At 63.3% G+C, this 17,781-nt stretch carries 13 protein-coding genes; 7 read left to right on the top strand and 6 right to left on the bottom strand.

All coding sequences use genetic code 11. The features are described from left to right. The first annotated feature begins 7 nt into the window (after nucleotides 1–7). The 6 genes from rbsK (at nucleotide 8) to ABIE53_RS11360 (ending at nucleotide 10,341) form a co-directional block, all read left to right on the top strand. Nucleotides 8–931 (top strand): ribokinase, encoded by a 924-nt coding sequence (gene rbsK, locus ABIE53_RS11385; protein ID WP_029968579.1) that lies wholly within the window; start codon nucleotides 8–10, stop codon nucleotides 929–931. 498 nt (nucleotides 932–1,429) lie between these two features. After that, nucleotides 1,430–3,253, top strand: coding sequence for a methyl-accepting chemotaxis protein (locus ABIE53_RS11380; RefSeq protein ID WP_107706768.1), 1,824 nt, complete (start codon nucleotides 1,430–1,432; stop codon nucleotides 3,251–3,253). 457 nt (nucleotides 3,254–3,710) lie between these two features. Continuing rightward, on the top strand, nucleotides 3,711–4,472 hold the full coding sequence (locus ABIE53_RS11375; RefSeq protein ID WP_107706770.1) for a 2-keto-4-pentenoate hydratase: 762 nt from the start codon (nucleotides 3,711–3,713) through the stop codon (nucleotides 4,470–4,472). A gap of 828 nt (nucleotides 4,473–5,300) precedes the next feature. Continuing rightward, nucleotides 5,301–7,226, top strand: coding sequence for a PrkA family serine protein kinase (locus tag ABIE53_RS11370; protein WP_376915177.1), 1,926 nt, complete (start codon nucleotides 5,301–5,303; stop codon nucleotides 7,224–7,226). A gap of 131 nt (nucleotides 7,227–7,357) precedes the next feature. Then, nucleotides 7,358–8,629, top strand: coding sequence for a YeaH/YhbH family protein (locus ABIE53_RS11365; RefSeq protein ID WP_006053195.1), 1,272 nt, complete (start codon nucleotides 7,358–7,360; stop codon nucleotides 8,627–8,629). Beyond that, nucleotides 8,626–10,341 carry a SpoVR family protein gene (locus tag ABIE53_RS11360; RefSeq protein WP_006053194.1) on the top strand — a complete coding sequence of 572 codons (1,716 nt, stop codon included), beginning with the start codon at nucleotides 8,626–8,628 and terminating at the stop codon, nucleotides 10,339–10,341. The genes ABIE53_RS11365 and ABIE53_RS11360 overlap by 4 nt, the downstream gene beginning before the upstream one ends. Before the next feature lie 113 nt (nucleotides 10,342–10,454). Here ABIE53_RS11360 and ABIE53_RS11355 read toward each other — a convergent pair whose 3' ends face one another. After that, entirely contained in the window at nucleotides 10,455–11,492 is a 1,038-nt protein-coding gene (locus ABIE53_RS11355; protein WP_053858155.1) for a GSU2403 family nucleotidyltransferase fold protein, read from the bottom strand. A 268-nt stretch (nucleotides 11,493–11,760) separates the two neighbouring features. Between ABIE53_RS11355 and ABIE53_RS11350 the strand changes: the two genes are divergently transcribed. Next, the gene (locus ABIE53_RS11350) at nucleotides 11,761–13,065 is read left to right on the top strand and encodes an MFS family transporter (protein WP_006053192.1); all 1,305 of its coding nucleotides are present in this window, start codon (nucleotides 11,761–11,763) and stop codon (nucleotides 13,063–13,065) included. Between the two features lie 49 nt (nucleotides 13,066–13,114). Here the strand turns inward: ABIE53_RS11350 and ABIE53_RS11345 are convergent, their stop codons facing one another. From ABIE53_RS11345 to ABIE53_RS11325, 5 genes are all read right to left on the bottom strand, one after another. Next, nucleotides 13,115–13,336, bottom strand: a complete 222-nt coding sequence (locus ABIE53_RS11345) for a hypothetical protein (RefSeq protein WP_006053191.1) — start codon at nucleotides 13,334–13,336, stop codon at nucleotides 13,115–13,117. A 154-nt stretch (nucleotides 13,337–13,490) separates the two neighbouring features. Further along, the gene (locus tag ABIE53_RS11340; protein ID WP_053858154.1) at nucleotides 13,491–14,672 is read right to left on the bottom strand and encodes a glycosyltransferase family 2 protein; all 1,182 of its coding nucleotides are present in this window, start codon (nucleotides 14,670–14,672) and stop codon (nucleotides 13,491–13,493) included. A 212-nt stretch (nucleotides 14,673–14,884) separates the two neighbouring features. Next, nucleotides 14,885–15,061, bottom strand: coding sequence for a hypothetical protein (locus ABIE53_RS11335; RefSeq protein ID WP_006053189.1), 177 nt, complete (start codon nucleotides 15,059–15,061; stop codon nucleotides 14,885–14,887). A gap of 54 nt (nucleotides 15,062–15,115) precedes the next feature. Beyond that, nucleotides 15,116–16,036 (bottom strand): LysR family transcriptional regulator, encoded by a 921-nt coding sequence (locus ABIE53_RS11330; RefSeq protein ID WP_114156713.1) that lies wholly within the window; start codon nucleotides 16,034–16,036, stop codon nucleotides 15,116–15,118. 231 nt (nucleotides 16,037–16,267) lie between these two features. Next, nucleotides 16,268–17,659: a DHA2 family efflux MFS transporter permease subunit gene (locus tag ABIE53_RS11325; protein ID WP_107706774.1), complete on the bottom strand. Its 1,392-nt coding sequence runs from the start codon at nucleotides 17,657–17,659 to the stop codon at nucleotides 16,268–16,270. Nucleotides 17,660–17,781 lie beyond the last annotated feature (122 nt).

Genomic DNA, 17,781 nt, shown 5'->3' with positions numbered 1-17,781 from the left:
GAAATGAGTGGCCAGTAAGGAAACGCGCTCACGCGTGGCAGTGGTCGGCAGTCTGAACATGGATCTGGTGGCGCGCGCGCCGCGTCTGCCGCATCCCGGCGAAACGCTGGCCGGCCGCACCTTCGCGCAGGTCGCGGGCGGCAAGGGCGGCAACCAGGCGGTGGCCGCGGCGAGGCTCGGCGCGCAGGTGTCGATGCTCGGCTGCGTCGGCGCCGATGCGAACGGCGCGCAATTGCGCGCGGGGCTGGAGGCGGAAGGCATCGACTGCGCGGCGCTCGAAACCGGGCGCGAGGCGACGGGCGTGGCGCTGATCGTCGTCGATGACGCGAGTCAGAACGCGATTGTGATCGTCGCCGGCAGCAACGGCGAGGTGACGCCTGAGACGATCGCGCGCCACGAAGCGGTGCTGGCTGCCGCCGACGTGGTGATCTGCCAGCTCGAAACGCCGCTCGCCACGGTGCACGCGGCGCTTGCCGCGGCGCGGCGCCTCGGCAAGACGGTCATTCTGAACCCGGCGCCGGCCACCGGGCCGCTGCCCGCCGAGTGGCTGCCGCTGATCGACTATCTGATTCCGAACGAGCTGGAAGCCGCGACGCTCACTGGTTTGCCGGTCGGCTCGCCCGAAGAGGCGGCGACGGCCGCTGCCGTGCTGCGCGCGGCGGGCGCGCGCAATGTCCTGGTGACGCTCGGCCCGCGCGGCGTGCAGGCGGCGCTCGAAGGCGCGGCGCCTGTGCTGTACGACGCGCCGAAAGTCGAAGCCGTCGATACGACGGCGGCGGGCGATACGTTCATCGGCGGGTTCGCCGCGCAGCTTGCGGAAGGCGCGGACGTGGATGCGGCGATCCGCTTCGCGCAGCGCGCCGCGGCGCTGTCGGTGACGCGCGCCGGCGCTCAGCCTTCGATTCCGACGCGGGCGGAGTTGGGCGGGTAGGTTGTTGGGGGCGACGCTGAACTGCGCTCGCCTGGTTTCTTCGTCGTAGTTCAAAGGCTTGTGTTCGGCTGCGCAGCGCAGACGCGGTGCGCCCAAGCGCGCGCGGGCCAGCTTGCCCGCTTAAACTCGCCATTGCCGCCCGAGCCGTAGACGCGCGGCCCAAGCCGCAGGTCTCCTTTCCCGCAACTCAAAGCCCTCACATTGCCGCTCGAGCCGCAGACGCCTCGCGGCAAGCTGCATTCGTCCGTCGCTCCCAGCTTGTCCCTGCGCAGCCTTGCAACTACCGCCCCCCCCGCTCAGCCATCCTCCCACCCACCTTGTAACTCTTTCCGCCTCATCTCCCGCCTTTCCTCAGACGTATAAAAACTTCAAGTCCGCATCGCAACTGCCGTTAATGCGGCTATCAGAGCGCCGACGAAACCAATAACAACCAACCGCGCGCAGGCCGTCATCGGACTTTTATTGCTGCAAAGCAGCCTCTCAAGCACAGGACACTTTATGTTGAACAAGGGCATTTCGATCAAGGCCCGCATTGGCCTCACGATGGCTTTTCTCGCCGCCTTGCTGCTGGGCATCGGCGCGTTCGGGCTGTTCGGCATGAGCCGTTCCAACGACGCCTACCAGGAAACCTTCACGAATTCGATGCCGAGCGCCGTGAACATCGGCAACGCCGAACTCTATGCGGCGCGCGAGCGTCTCGCGCTCGATCGCGCGGCCTTCATGATCGGCACGCCGGAAAGCGCGCCGACGCTGGAACGCGCGCGCTCGATGCGCACGACCTCCGACATGTGGTGGAAAAAGTATATGGATCTGCCGCGCGACGCCGACGAGGACCGTCTCGCGCGCGACGTGGTCAGCAAGCGCGACGCGCTGCACCAGCGGGCCGACGCGTTCGCCGCGGTGGTCGCGGCGAGCGACCAGAGCAAGCTGATCGACGGTGCCAAGCTTCTGCAAAGCGCCTACAACGAACTGGCGACCTCCGACGACGCACTGCGCAAATATCAGTTCGAGCTGGCGCAAGCCGGCTACGATGACGCGCAATCGAACTTCCATATGTTCCGCATGGTCAGCATCGGCGCGCTGATTGCCGGTATCCTCGCCGCGTTGCTCTCGTACGTGGCGCTCAGCCGCGCGATCGCACGGCCTCTCGCCGAGGCGCTCGACCATTTCGACGCGATCGCCGCAGGGGATCTGCGCCGCCAGGTCGTCGTCAGCTCACGCGACGAGATGGGCCAGATACTGGAAGGCATCTCGAAGATGCAGCGCAGTCTCATCGAAACGGTACGCGCGGTGCGCGGCGGCAGCGAATCGATTGCGACTGCCACGCGCGAGATCGCCGCCGGCAACATCGACCTGTCCTCGCGCACCGAAGAGCAGGCGTCGGCGTTGCAGGAAACCGCGTCGAGCATGGAAGAACTGACCGGCACCGTGAAGCAGAACGCGGACAACGCGCGTCAGGCGAGCGCGCTCGCGGCCAATGCGTCGGAAATCGCCAACAAGGGCAGCGCGGTGGTCGGCCAGGTCGTCGGTACGATGGGCGAGATCAACCAGAGCTCGGCGAAGATCGCCGACATCATTTCGATCATTGAAGGCATCGCGTTCCAGACCAACATCCTCGCGCTCAACGCGGCCGTGGAAGCGGCGCGGGCCGGCGAGGAAGGGCGCGGCTTCGCGGTCGTGGCGGGCGAAGTGCGCAGCCTCGCGCAGCGATCGTCGGCGGCGGCGAAGGAAATCAAGGAATTGATCGACACCTCGGTCGACCGCGTGCAATCGGGCTCGGCGCTCGTCGATCAGGCCGGCCGCACGATGAACGAAATCATCGGCGCGGTGCAGCGCGTGACCGACATCATGGGGGAAATCGCCGCGGCGTCGGAAGAGCAGAGCAGCGGCATCGACCAGGTTGCGCGCGCCGTCACGCAGATGGACGAAGTCACGCAGCAAAACGCCGCACTCGTCGAGGAAGCGGCGGCGGCAGCGTCGTCGCTCGAAGATCAGGCGGACAAGCTGCGCGGCGCGGTCGCCGTGTTCCAGCTCAGCGACGAAGGCAAGGCGTCGGGCGGTTCGTTGGCGAAGCACACGCCGACGCCTGCGCGTGCCGTCTCTGCTGCGCCGCGGGCAGTTTCCCGGACCGTCGCCCACGCACGCTCAGCCGCCGCGCCGCGTGCGGCCGCAGCAGCCCCTGCGCAGCCCGTGACGGCTGCGCACGCTCCGGCCGCCGCCTCGGCGCCTGCGGCACCGAAAGCCGCGCCGGCTCCGCGCGCGCCGGCGAAGTCCGCCGCCGTCGTCAGCGCCGGCAGCGATCAGGACTGGGAAACGTTCTGACGGCATCCGCGGCGTTTGCCGCACGGCTGCGCGAGCGCCGGACAGGCGCCGTGCAACCGGCGTTCCCGGCGCGACGGCGTCTGAATCGACGTCACGACGCCCGAGCCGCCTATATTGAAGACAGCAACGAAAAGACCGCGCCTGCTGACGCAGCCGCGGTCTTTTTTTATGGCGTGCGCATTAAGTCGCATTTGCGAAGCGGCGGGCGCCCTGGCGAGCCTCGCGATCCGGTACATTGACGGGCGGGTGACGGTAATTCGTAACCGGATCGCCGGCGAAGCACGGGTTGGCAAAGCGGCAGTGTGCAAGTCGGCGCCGCGCCCGACCAGTGCATCGCGCTCCACGTCACGTCACGCTTGCCGGTCAGCCGGTCAGCCGGCCAGCCGCTCGCCCTCACGCTTCTCACGCTTCTCATGCTTCAAACGCACGTTCAATGCGCCAGCCACAAAGGACCGACATGACGCCACACGACCTCGCGCATCGCCTCGTCGAAGCACGCCGGCAGCATCGCCCGATCGACGGGCTGCCCTCCGAACAGTTCCCGCCCGACGCCGCGACCGCGTATGCGATCCAGCAGGCGGTCATAGCAGGCCTCGGCGACTCCACCGGCGCGTGGAAGATCGGCGCGAAGGCGCCCGGCGGATCGACCTCGGGCGCGCCGATCCCGGCTTCGCTGGTGCGGGCTTCGCCGGCGCGCGTCGAGCATGCGGGCTTCTTTCGCGTACTCGTCGAGCTGGAGATCGCGTTCCGTTTCACCGAGGTCATCGAGCCGCGCAGCCGCGCCTATACGCGCGACGAGGTGCTCGCGCTCGTCGGCGTGGTGCTGCCGGCCATTGAAATCGTCGATAGCCGCTTCGCCGAATGGCCGAACATCGCGCCGCTCGCTCAACTCGCCGACGCGCAAAACAACGGGGCGCTCGTCACCGGTCATCCGGTCCCGTATGCGGGGCTCGCGCGCGGCTTCGACTTCGTGTCGCCGGAACTGGAACTGAGCTTCGACGGCGAGTCGCTCGTGCCCGACGCCACCGGCAATCCGGCCGGCGATCCACGCGAATTGCTGGTGTGGTTCGTCAACCATTGCGCCGCCATGGGCATCACGATCGAACCGGAATGGACGCTGACCACCGGCTCTTACGTCGGTGCGCATAAAGTGGGAAAGCCGGGCATCGTGCGCGGCCACATCGACGGACTCGGAGAGGTCGAGATCGAACTGACCTGATTGCGCGACACTGTGTCATGTGACACAGCGCTGCATTTCTTTCGACGCCGTCCTTGTAACGGCGCATTACAAACTCATCATCAAGCGGCTGCCCACGGGCGGCCGTTTTACATTTGACGCGTCGCCGAGGACTCCTTAGCCGTATACCCTATTGAAGCGGTTGCGCGCCGCGCCGTTATCCAGTTAACAAAGTTGAACGACAGTTCAACGAGGCATCGACAACGTAAAGCGGAGCAAAGCCGACCATGCCGTCGACGCGGTTATGCAAAGCATGTGAAGCATCGCATTGATAGCAAAGCATGCGCAGCGATGTGATGGAACAAAAGCTCGCGTGCATGGACGAACTGCATGAACGTGCGACGCCGAACGCCGCTTGCAACTTTGGTCGATCGACGTGTAACAGATGCGCACACAGGTAGACCAAATGCGTGTCAAAGCGTTAAGGAAGCAAGAGGCGAAAGCAGAAAAGAGTGGGGACGTAGCGCGAAAATGCGCGATGTGCGGCTGATGCGAGGCTTCAAGGTACGCGACGTGCGTGTGCAGGCAACGCGTGAATGTAACTGCTGATGAGTGCCGTCAAAGAAGTAGTGAAGCGACACTGTGAAGCGAGGTCGTCAAGCAACGTTCGCGGCACTGTTCGACGCGCAAGATTGTAGGTGGTCGAAACGGTGTTTCCAAGTGATGAATGTCGGGAGGCCCGCACGGCGCGATTTTCGCAACGTAGTTCGTGAAAAAAAATTTAAAAGGGTTTAGGATGAATTCGAGCGATGTCGTTTCCGAATAGCGCGCCGCGCACGACATCGGTCTAGACTTCGGCGAGGAGGTAGCATGGATATCTACAGCAGTTTCGCGACCCGCTTCGAGAAAACGCGAGAGGACGAACTCTCGCTCGAGGAGTACCTCGCGCTCTGCAAAGACAATCCCGCCGCGTACGCCACGGCTGGCGAACGCATGTTGACGGCAATCGGAGAACCCGAACAGATCGACACTCGCAACGATCCGCGCCTGTCGCGCATCTTCGCGAACAAGGTCATCAAGGTATACCCCGCATTCCGTGAGTTCTACGGAATGGAGGAGGTGATCGAGCAGGTGGTCGCCTACTTCCGGCACTCGGCCCAGGGGCTCGAAGAAAAGAAGCAGATTCTGTATCTGTTGGGCCCCCCGGTCGGCGGCGGTAAATCGTCCATCGCCGAACGTCTGAAGCAGCTCATGGAGCGCGTGCCGTTCTACGCGATCAAGGGCTCGCCTGTGAACGAATCGCCGCTCGGTTTGTTCGATTACGACGAGGACGGTCCGATCCTCGAAGAGCAATACGGCATACCACGCCGCTACCTGAAAAGCATTCTGAGCCCGTGGGCGGTCAAGCGCCTGCACGAGTACAACGGCGACATCCGCAAGTTCCGCGTGGTGCGGCGCTATCCGTCCATCCTGCGGCAAATCGGCATCGCCAAAACGGAGCCGGGCGACGAGAACAATCAGGACATCTCCTCGCTCGTCGGCAAGGTCGACATTCGCAAGCTCGAGCAATACGCGCAAGACGATGCGGACGCCTACAGCTACTCCGGCGGCCTGTGTCTCGCGAATCAGGGCCTGCTCGAATTCGTCGAAATGTTCAAGGCGCCGATCAAGGTGTTGCACCCGCTGCTCACCGCGACCCAGGAAGGCAACTTCAAGGGCACGGAAGGCTTCGGCGCGATTCCTTTCGACGGCGTGATCCTCGCGCACTCGAACGAGTCGGAGTGGAAAGCCTTCCGCAATAACCGCAACAACGAAGCCTTGCTCGACCGGATTTTCGTCGTGAAGGTGCCGTACTGCCTGCGCTATTCGGAAGAGATCAAGATCTACGAGAAGCTGTTGCGCAATTCGTCGCTGGCTAATGCTGTCTGCGCGCCCGGCACGCTGAAGATGATGGCGCAAATGTCGGTGCTCACGCGCTTGCAGGAGCCCGAGAATTCGAGCCTCTTCTCGAAGATGCAGGTCTACGACGGCGAGAATCTGAAGGACACCGATCCGAAGGCGAAGTCGTACCAGGAATACCGCGACTTCGCGGGCGTCGACGAAGGCATGACTGGCGTGTCGACCCGCTTCGCGTTCAAGATTCTGTCGCGCGTGTTCAACTTCGATTCGACCGAAGTCGCGGCCAATCCGGTGCATCTGATGTACGTGCTCGAACAGCAGATCGAGCGCGAGCAGTTCCCACCGGAAACCGAGCAGAAGTACCTGTCGTTCATTAAAGACGTGCTCGCGTCGCGTTACGCGGAATTCATCGGCAAGGAGATCCAGACGGCGTATCTCGAGTCGTACTCCGAATATGGGCAGAACATTTTCGATCGCTATGTGACGTATGCGGACTTCTGGATTCAGGATCAGGAGTTCCGCGATCACGACACCGGCGAGAGCTTCGACCGCGCGGCGCTCAATGCCGAGCTGGAGAAGATCGAGAAGCCCGCGGGCATCAGCAACCCGAAGGACTTCCGCAACGAGATCGTGAACTTCGTGCTGCGCGCGCGTGCTGCGAATGCAGGGAAAAATCCTGCGTGGATCAGCTACGAAAAGCTGCGCGTCGTGATCGAAAAGAAAATGTTCTCGAATACGGAGGAACTGTTGCCGGTCATTTCGTTCAACGCCAAAGGTTCGGCGGAAGAACAGCGCAAGCACGAAGACTTCGTCAACCGGATGGTGGCGAAGGGCTACACGCCGAAGCAGGTGCGCTTGCTGTGTGACTGGTATCTGCGCGTGCGCAAGTCGTCATGATACGCACTGCGTGCCGCTCGCGCGGTCCGACCGCGCGAGCACCCTGCGAGCCGCAAGCTGCATGGACATAGCATCGGGCCATCCAGCGTGCGTCTCGCGCACCCGAATTTGGGCAGTATGGGAGACCGGGCGTGCTTCATCAAATCATCGACCGCAGGTTGGCAGGCAAGAACAAAAGCATTGCAAATCGCGAGCGTTTTTTGCGCCGCGTCAAGAACTACATTCGTCGCGCCGTTTCGGAAGCGGTGCGCGACCGCAGCATTAAAGACATTCAGAACACCCAGAGCATCACCATTCCGCGTAAGGACATCGCGGAGCCGTCGTTCCGGCACGGACCGGGCGGCCGGCGCGAAATGGTGCATCCAGGCAACTCCGACTACATCCGCGGCGACAAGATTCAGCGGCCGCAAGGCGGTGGCGGCGGAGGCGGCGGCAGTCAGGCGAGCAACGAAGGCGAAGGTCAGGACGACTTCGTGTTCGAGCTGAGCCGCGAAGAATTCATGCAGTATTTCTTCGACGATCTCGAACTGCCGCGGCTCGTCAAAACCCATCTGATGGCCGTGCCCACATGGAAGAGCATCCGCGCGGGCTGGGCGGCCGAAGGCACGCCGAACAACATCGACGTGGTCCGTTCGCTGCGCAGCGCGCTTGGCCGCCGCATCGCGCTCGGTGCGCCGCTCGTCAACCAGTTGCACGAAATGGAGCGGCAACTCGAGGTGCTGAAGGCCGACCCCGACGATCGCCGCGAAGAAATCAAGCTGCTCGAAGACGAGATCCACCATCTGCGCGGGCGCATCTGGCGCATTCCGTTTATCGACCCGTTCGACCTGCGTTACGTGAACCGCGTGAAGCAGCCCACGCCGTCGAGCCAGGCCGTGATGTTCTGTCTGATGGATGTGTCCGGTTCGATGGACGAGCAACGCAAGGATCTCGCCAAGCGCTTCTTCATCCTTCTTTATCTGTTTCTCAAGCGCAATTACGAAAAGATCGAGGTGGTGTTCATCCGCCACCACACGCGCGCCGAGGAGGTCGACGAAGACACGTTCTTCCACTCGACCGAAAGCGGCGGCACGGTGGTATCGAGCGCGCTCGAGCTGATGCAGAAGGTGATGGACGAGCGCTATTCGCCGACTGAATGGAACATTTACGGCGCCCAGGCGTCCGACGGTGACAACTGGACCGACGACTCGCCGAAGTGCCGCAAGATACTCTCGGATGACATCCTCGAGAAGGTGCGCTATTTTGCGTATATTCAGGTGACGCCCGAAGAGCAGAACCTGTGGCTCGAATATGCACAACTGGCCTTGAGCCAGCCGCATATGGCGATGAAGAAGGTCGAAACCGCGGCTGACATCTATCCGGTGTTTCGCGAGTTGTTTGAAAAGCAGGTGGCGTCGTCATGACGACCAAACATTTGCATAACGAAGCGCGCGGCTATCAGCCGGAGCGTGGGACAGGCGTGCCGCAGCGTGAGTCGGGGCATGCCGAGGCAGGGGCGGACGAAGAGCGGGCCGCCGCAGCCGGAGCAGTCGACAACGCTGACGCACGGGGACACACCGGAACGCCCATCGAGGGGCAAAGGGAAGTCCGTATGAACGTAGCCGATAGACGGCCTTTGCCGTGCCCGTCCGACTGGACCTTCGAGTTGATCGAGGAGTACGACTCCCATATTGCCCGTGTTGCAGAGCAATATGAACTCGACGTGTATCCGATCCAGCTCGAACTCATCAGCGCTGAACAGATGATGGACGCGTATGCGTCCGTCGGCATGCCGGTGAATTACCGGCACTGGTCGTTCGGCAAACACTTTCTCTCTACCGAAAAAAGCTACCGTCGAGGGCAGATGGGGCTCGCGTACGAGATCGTGATCAACTCGAACCCCTGCATCGCGTATCTGATGGAAGAGAACACGATGACGATGCAGGCGCTCGTCATCGCGCATGCGGCGTATGGGCACAACTCGTTCTTCAAGGGCAACTATCTGTTCCGGCTGTGGACGGATGCGCATGCCATCATCGACTACCTCGTCTACGCGAAGAATTACATTGCGGAATGCGAGGAGCGCTTCGGGCTCGACCGCGTGGAAGAACTGCTCGATTCGTGCCACGCGCTGATGAACTACGGCGTGGACCGCTACAAGCGTCCGCAGAAGCTGTCGCTGGAAAAAGAATTCGCCGCGCGTCGCGAACGCGAGGCGTATCTGCAATCGCAGGTGAACGAGTTATGGCGCACGCTGCCCACGCGACATACGCCGCTGCCCGAGGAAATCGAGGAGCGTTATCCGCCTGAGCCGCAGGAAAACCTGCTGTATTTCGCGGAGAAAAACGCGCCGCTGCTCGAGCCGTGGGAGCGCGAGGTGATCCGCATCGTGCGAAAAGTGGGGCAGTATTTTTATCCGCAGCGGCAGACGCAGGTGATGAACGAAGGTTGGGCCACGTTCTGGCACTACACGCTGCTTAACACAATGTACAACCAGGGCAAGCTGGAAGACGGCTTCATGATGGAGTTCCTCCATTCGCACAGCAATGTGGTCTATCAGCCGCCCGTCACCAAGCCGTACTACAGCGGCATCAATCCGTACGCGCTGGGTTTTTCGATGATGAGCGACATTCGCCGCATCTGCGAAAACCCGACCGAGGAAGACCGCAAGTGGTTCCCGGAGCTGGCCGGCAGTCCGTGGTTGCCCGCCATGCACTACGCGATGCGCAACTTCAAGGACGAGAGCTTCGTCGCGCAATATCTGTCGCCGCATCTGATCCGCGAAATGCGGCTGTTCTCAGTACTCGACGACGACATGCGCGACGCGCTGGAAGTCTCGGCGATCCACGATGACAGCGGCTATCAGTACGTGCGCCAGGCGTTGTCGCGGCAGTACGACATGCATCATCGCGAGCCGAACATTCAGGTGTGGTCGGTGAATACGCGCGGCGACCGCAGTCTGACGCTGCGGCATTTCATGAGCGACAACCGGCATCTTTCGTCCGATAGCGACGAGGTGCTCAAGCACATGGCGCGCTTGTGGCAGTTCGACGTGTATCTGGAAAGCGTCGACGAAAACGGCACGGTCAGGAAGCGTTACGAGTGCCGCTACGTGCCGCCGGCCGTGAGGGCGTGAGGACGTCTCACGGCGTGAGGGTCTTTTGGGCGCGCCCGCCACTGTCGTGGCCGGCGCGCCAGTCTTTATGGTGTCGAAGCCTGGCAGGCGATTCGCGCGCGGCCTGTCACGAGTTACGCGTGGGCACCCAGATCAGCCAGAAAATCGCGGGCGCGTTCCGACAAGCCCGGCGCGAGGTTTAGCGCCTGGGTGGCCGCCGTGCCGACCCGGCTGCGCGCGTTTTCCTCGAGTTCGTCGGCGGCTGTCGTCAACCAGTCTGGAAACTTCTCCGCGAGCGCGTCGATCAACACGGCGGCCTGCCGCCGGTCCTTGTCCGCCTTGAGCGCCCGCGACGGGTCGCGAAGCGTGCTGACGACAAGCTTGTGAAGCGCGAATCTGGCGGGGTCGGGCAGCATGACCGGCACCACGTGTTCCTTGCCGAGGATAAAGCCTTGCGTAGGGTTCGTTACCAGATACCTGAAGTAGGGAAGTCCGGTTGCGTGGGCGCGCAAGTGCGGCAAGGCCTTCGTCTCGTACGCTTCCGTACCCGGCACGAGCAAGTCCACCTTGAGGTGCTGTCCACGCGCCTTGAACGACGTGGACGGCTTTCGCGAGTGCAGTTCCGGCATCTCGAGAAACGGAATGCCGCTATCACGAAGGATGTCGAGAAAGCTGCGCTCTTCGGGGATAGCCACCGAAATGCTCCCGGCGCTGCCAATGTCGATATCTTCCGTCCGGTAGTTCGCAGGCAGCCGCACGCCCAGGCTGTTCAGAAGCGCGCCGAAGGCGTGGGAGCCGGCCAGCACTCCGCCGTGGCTGAAGATGCCCGCGTTGAAGAGCGTTGCCAGCGTGAGCGCCGAAGAGTTGTCCGCGGCGGCAAAGTTCGCCTTGCGCAGTATCTGGACCTCGGCGGCAAGCGCGCGCATCTCCGCGCTCTCGAGTAGTTTCGCCTCGAGCGCAGCCTCGGTAGCGGGCTCGCCTGCGCGGCCAAGCGACGTTTCCTTATGCTTTCCCGATGCCAGATAGACGCGCCAATAGGTGTACGTTTTCCCGTCGACGGTCTTCTGGGCCGCCGAGCCCGGAGAGTGCAGGGGAATATGACCTTGTGCGCCGGCGCGCTCGGTGACGGACGAATACAGCGTTTGCAATGCGTCGTTGTGGAAGCTGGCCATTGCTGGCGTCTCCTCATACCCTGTGATTGAGCATTAAGGTATAAATTCACAACAGTCAAATTTATACCTCACGATTAAACCCGAGGGATAAACTAGGAATGAGCTCCGAACTGTGCCGGGACCGGACTGGCGACGGCGCTCGCCGTAGCGCTTGCCAACAAACCCCCAACTTTTACTTGCGATTCTGTAAAATTCGCCCACGCTAAAAATCGCGTGCTGAAGGCGGCGCCACGACCGTCGCCTCCGTTCAAGAGACAAGGAAGACAACATGACCGACCTCACAGACCACAGCGTGGCCTCCGCCCACGACACGCGGCGCCGCATTTTCGCGATCGTCGGCGCTTCATCGGGCAATCTCGTCGAGTGGTTCGACTTTTACGTCTACTCGTTCTGCGCGCTGTACTTCGCGCCCGCGTTCTTCCCAAGCGGCAACACCACCACGCAATTGCTGAACACGGCCGGCGTGTTCGCGGCAGGCTTTCTGATGAGGCCGATCGGCGGCTGGTTCTTTGGCCGTCTCGCCGACAAGCACGGCCGGCGTACCGCGATGATGATCTCGGTCTTCATGATGTGCGGCGGCTCGCTGGTGATCGCCGTGCTGCCCACGTACGCGCAGATCGGCGCGCTCGCGCCGGCGCTGCTGCTCGTCGCGCGGCTGTTCCAGGGACTCTCCGTGGGCGGCGAATACGGCACCAGTGCAACGTATATGAGCGAGGTCGCGCTGAAAGGGCGGCGCGGCTTCTTCGCGTCGTTCCAGTACGTGACGCTGATCGGCGGCCAGTTGTGCGCGCTCCTCGTGCTGGTGATCCTGCAACAGACGCTCTCGACCGCGGAACTCAAAGCCTGGGGCTGGCGCGTGCCGTTCGTGATCGGCGCGATCGCGGCGCTGGTCGCGCTCTATCTGCGTAAATCGCTCGATGAAACCACTACCGCCGCGACGCGTCAGCGCAAGGAAGCGGGCACGCTGCGCGGCTTGTGGCAGCACCGCGTCGCGTTCATGACGGTGCTCGGCTTCACGGCGGGCGGCTCGCTGATTTTCTATACGTTCACCACGTATATGCAGAAGTATCTGGTGAACACGGCGGGCATGAATGCGAAGACCGCCAGCAACGTGATGACCGCGGCGCTCTTCGTCTACATGCTGCTTCAGCCGCTGTTCGGCGCGCTGTCGGACCGCATCGGCCGGCGTCGTTCGATGCTGTGCTTCGGCCTCTTCGCGACCATCGGCACGGTGCCGCTTCTGCATGCGCTGAAGGACGTGACGAGCCCGTATGCGGCGTTCGGTCTCGTGGTGCTGGCGCTTGCCATCGTCAGCTTTTATACGTCGATCAGCGGCCTCATCAAGGCGGAAATGTTCCCGCCCGAAGTGCGCGCGCTCGGCGTGGGCCTCTCGTATGCGGTGGCGAATGCGATCTTCGGCGGCTCGGCCGAATACGTGGCGCTGTGGCTCAAGTCGACCGGCAGCGAACCGATGTTCTACTGGTACGTGACCTTGATGTGCGCGATCGCCGGCATCGTCGCGCTGCGCATGCGCGATCCGTCGAAAGAAGGGTATTTGCGTCACGAACCGTGAGCCGAGGCGCGGGCTCGGGTGCGTGCTTAGGTGCGTGCTCAGTGCGTGTTCACGCCACCACGATTTCGGTGCCCAGTACGTGCAGAAGGTCGCGCAGCGCTTCGGCCTGCGCCATCTTCGCGTCGCTGCGCAGGTGGATCTGCACGGCTCGCCCGGCAATTCCGTCGATGGGTTGAGCGAGCCACAATTCCACCGCCAGTCCCAATCCCTCGGGCTGATTGGCGGCGACCGGCTCGATCACACGCGGCTTGAAACAGGCACTGTCGGACATGGCGAATCACCTCGGACTTGATGACGTGTCCGGCTCATCGTAATCAGCGGCGCGCGCGAGTCCAAGCAACAAATACGCCTTTGCTAAGCAGAGGATGCTTAGCAGAAAACGCGCTGACGGCGCATGTCGGCGACCGCCGACGACGTCGCCGCGATCAGCGCGATTCGGTCGTATCGGCGGTGAGTTCCGCGACAAGCTCTTTGATGGTTGTGCCGGGTTCACCGGTCAAGGCTGCTACAGGAGCCGCCGTTGCCACGGCGCCGGCTGCGCCCGCTGCGGCCACCGCCGTAACCGTGGCTGCGGCGCTCGCCCTCACCACGCTCTCCGTCTCCGCCATCACCACATCCCCCGCAGCAATCCCCGCCCGCCCGCGCGCATTCACCGCCGCTCGCGAAAGCATCAGCAGGTGGTAGTAAAGCCGCGCGCTGAATCCATAGCGATACGCGAACAGATGACCCAGCGCGATCTTCAACCCGAGCCGCGCCTGACGATTCCTCGCATGCACGGACACGACGATTGGCGCGAGCCGCCGCAGCGCGAGCTTGCGCGAAGGCTCGAGCTGCGGCGGCAACTTCAGCTTCCTGACGAACGCGTAGGCGCTCAGCGTGGCTGCCGCCGCGGTCCCGCGCGTGCTGTGCGAAATCGAAGTCGCGGTCTTGCGATACACCGACACGTAATCGTGCAGATAAAAGACCTCGCGCGCCGCGAGGCACAGCTCGGTGCCGAACACGAAGTCGCAGCACGCGCCGTATTGCTCCTTATAGCCGACGTGCCTAACGAGCCGCGCGTCCGCCATCCAGCCGTTGTTCGGGAACATCTGAACGAGCCCGGTTCTGCCCGGCAGCGGCTGCAAGCCTTCGGCGTCCTTCGTGCGCCTGAACGCCGCGTTGAGCCGCGCGCTGGCCTCGACGTCGATCGCGCCGTCATGGTTGGCTTCGTACTGTGCGCCGAACGCCGCATCGAGTTGCGGATGCAGCTTCCACAGCGACACGAGTTTTTCGACGCCGTCGGTGGTGAGCAGGTCGTCGTCGTGAAGCAGCAGAATCTTGTCGCCGAGCGCGCGCTCGAACAGGCTCGCGACGTTGCGCGCCTGGCCAAGCGGCGGCTCGTTCCTCGCATAACGGATGCGCTCTTCGCTCAACTCGTGCGGATAACGCGACGCGAGCAGTTGCGCGGTGCGCGCATCGTTTGAATCGTCGCCGATCACGATTTCCAGATTGCCGTAGGTCTGCGCAAGACACGAGTCGATGCACTCGACGATCAGCTCCGGCCGGTTGCAGGTCGGCACGCAGATCGACACTTTGGCTGGCTCGGCGGAGGGCACGGGAATGGACATGGGCGTCGCCTTTGTTATCTGTTGAAGGGGCGGCAGCCGGCTGCTTGTTCGCATACATCGCTGCAAGCAGAAAAGTAGTGCATCGCGCCGAAAAAATATTCGGTAAAAAAGCGGAAAAAATGTCTGCTGTATGAAAGCTGCGGAAAGGGAAAAATTTATGCGGCTTTGCGCGCTCCAACGCAGCAAAGCCGCTTCCAGACCTGCGCTTAATTTCAGCCGACTGACGGCTCGCCTTCACCCGGCTTCTGACCCGGACGGTCCGCCGGCGACTGATCGCGGTCGGCGTCGCCGCGCTCCGGCAGCTTGCTCTTTTCGTTGTCGCTATGTACCGCGGGGTGCGGATGGGCGATGTCGTCGGGCTTGTCGTTGCCTTGCTTGGGGTCGGCCATGGCGTTCTCCTGATCTTGAAGACTTACTCAGGAAGCAAAGCCTGGGCCCGCACTTCACTCGGCGTGAGCGGCGCCCGTCAGCGAAATGATGAAATCGATGAAGGCGCGCACCTTGGCGGGCGGATGATGCCGCGACGGATAGAGCGCGTAGAGCGGATAAAGCTCGTCGCCCCATTCGGGAAAAAGCTCGACCAGCTTGCCGCTCGCGAGCAAGGATTCCGCGCCGAGCGCGAGGATTTGCGCGATGCCCTGGCCCGCGGCGCACACGCTGTGCAAGGTGCCCACATCGTTGACGGTCAGGCGGCCTTGCGGCGTGACGACGATTTTCTTGCGGCCGCGATGAAACTCCCAACTGAACGGATAACCGGTCAGCGGATCGCGAAACTTGATGCACGCATGCTGGCCGCTTTCGAGTTCCGCAGGATTCGCCGGATGCCCATGCTTCTTCAGATACGACGGCGCGGCCACCGTCAGAATGCGCGTGTCGAGCAGCTTGCGCGCGATCAGCGACGACACCGGCGGCTCGCCGAAGCGGATCGCGACGTCGAAACCGTCGCCGACCATATCGCCCAACTGGTCGCGCGTGATCAGTTCGAGCTGCAAATCGGGATGTTTGTCGACGAAACCGCCGAGTCTCGGTCCGAGCACGAGGCGCGAAAAGAACGGGTCCATGTTCACGCGCAGGCGTCCGCGCACGGCCGTCGCGCCTCGGGCGGCGCTGGCCGCCGCGTCCTCGAGGCCGCTTAGCAGCGGCACGATCTGTTCGTAGAAGCGCCGGCCCTCGTCGGTGAGCGTGACCGAGCGCGTGGTGCGATCGAATAGCCGGATGCCGAGCCGCGCCTCGAGCCGCGCCACCGAACGGCTTACGCCCGATTGAGACATGTCGAGCGCGACGCCTGCTGCCGCGAAGCTGCCGCAATCGACGATCGCTGTCAGCACGCCCATGCCGTTCAGCACGCGCTCGTCAAATGGCATCGGAGAATCCTTTTCTTGTTCGTTGACGCGGTACATGCTAACGCGAAACGTGCGGCGGGGAGCCCGTCCACGAAGGATCGCGGGTCCGTCATGCGCGGCGCATATGAGAAGCGACAGCGTGTGAAAGCAACGCGGCGGCGCGGACTCAGTTGCAACGTTACCGAACCCGAACCCGAACCCGAACCCGAACCCGAACCCGAACCCGAACCCGAACCCGAACCCGAGCGCGAATCAGCGCCCCGCGCCCTGGCTAGCCGGCGCGCGCACGGCGGGCGCCGCGTCGAGATGGCGGAACACCCACGCGGACAGCAGCGTGATCGCGCCGACGCAGACGAAGCTCAGCCGGAAGCCGAGGGCCGCCGAGCCCCATTGCGCGGCAAAGAGCTTCACGAGCCCGCCGCCGATGGATACGCCCAGGCCGATCGCCAGCATCTGCACCATCGAAAAGAGGCTGTTGCCGCTGCCGGCGTCTTCGTGCGAGAGGCCCTTGAGCGTGACGCTGTTCATCGCCGCGAACTGCATGGAGTTGGCTGCGCCGAATATCGCGAGAATCACGATTTCGACGATGAGCGGCGTGCCGCGCGAGATCGACGCAAACGCCACGATCGACGAACCGACGATGAGCGTATTCACCAGCAGGAAGAGGTCGTAGCCGTAGCGCCGCACGAGCGGCGCGATCCAGCGTTTGGCGACCGTGCCGGCGAGCGCCGCGGGCAGCATCATCAGCCCCGAATGCAGCGGCGTGTAGCCAAGCTGAAGCTGCAACAGCAGCGGCACCAGAAACGGCACGGCGCTCGAGCCGATGCGGCACACGAGGTTGCCGATCAGCCCCACGCTGAAATTCGGCTCGCTGAACAGCGACAGTTTGAAGAGCGGGTTACGCCGCCGCCTCGCGTGCGGAATGTAGGCGAGCGCGCTCACCGCCGCGAGCGCGAACAGCGCCGCGGACCACGCCGCCTGATGCGTCGGCACGGGGGCATCGACGGCCAGCGAAAACGCGATCATGCAAAGCGACAACAACCCGCAGCCGATGAAGTCGAACGGCGGCGCCTGGGTCTCGCCATGCGGCGGCAAAAAACGCTGCACCGCGTAGAGACCGGCGGCGCCGATCGGCACGTTGATCAGAAAGATCCAGTGCCATGTGATCGCCTGGACGAACCAGCCTCCGAGCGTTGGTCCGACAATCGGGCCGAGCTGACCGGCGACTGAAATAAACGCGAGCGCCGCGACGTATTGCTCACTGGACACGCTGCGCAGCACGGCGAGGCGTCCGATCGGCAGCAGCATCGAGCCGCCCACGCCTTGTAGCACGCGCGCGAGCACGAGTTCGCCGAGCGTGTGCGCGCTCGCGCAGCAAATCGAGCCGATCACGAAGACGAGGATCGCGGCGAAGTAGACGCGCCGCGTGCCGAAGCGGTCGGCGAGCCAGCCGGAGGCGGGCGTGAGCATCGCCATCGTCAACGTGTAGGCGACCACGATCGGCTGCATCGCAAGCGGCGCGACATGCAGGCTGTGCGCGATGGACGGCAGCGCCGTGTTCACGATCGTCGTGTCGAGCGACTGCATGAAGAAGCCCGCGGCGACGATCCACAGCAGCGCGGTATGCGACGAATCCCTGGTCATGTGATGGCAAGCGGCGGCGCGCGGGCGCCGGTTAAGCGGAGTTTTTTGTCAGCAAACGCTTCAATGATACGGCATTGAGCGGTGTTGCAAGGCGGGAATGGGGAGGGCGTGCGAGCGGTGGA

Origin of the sequence: Paraburkholderia sp. OAS925 (assembly GCF_040543975.1) — a bacterium.
GTDB lineage: Bacteria > Pseudomonadota > Gammaproteobacteria > Burkholderiales > Burkholderiaceae > Paraburkholderia > Paraburkholderia graminis.
Note: the sequence above shows the minus strand (reverse complement) of the source record. Positions and strands in the feature narration are given on the sequence as shown.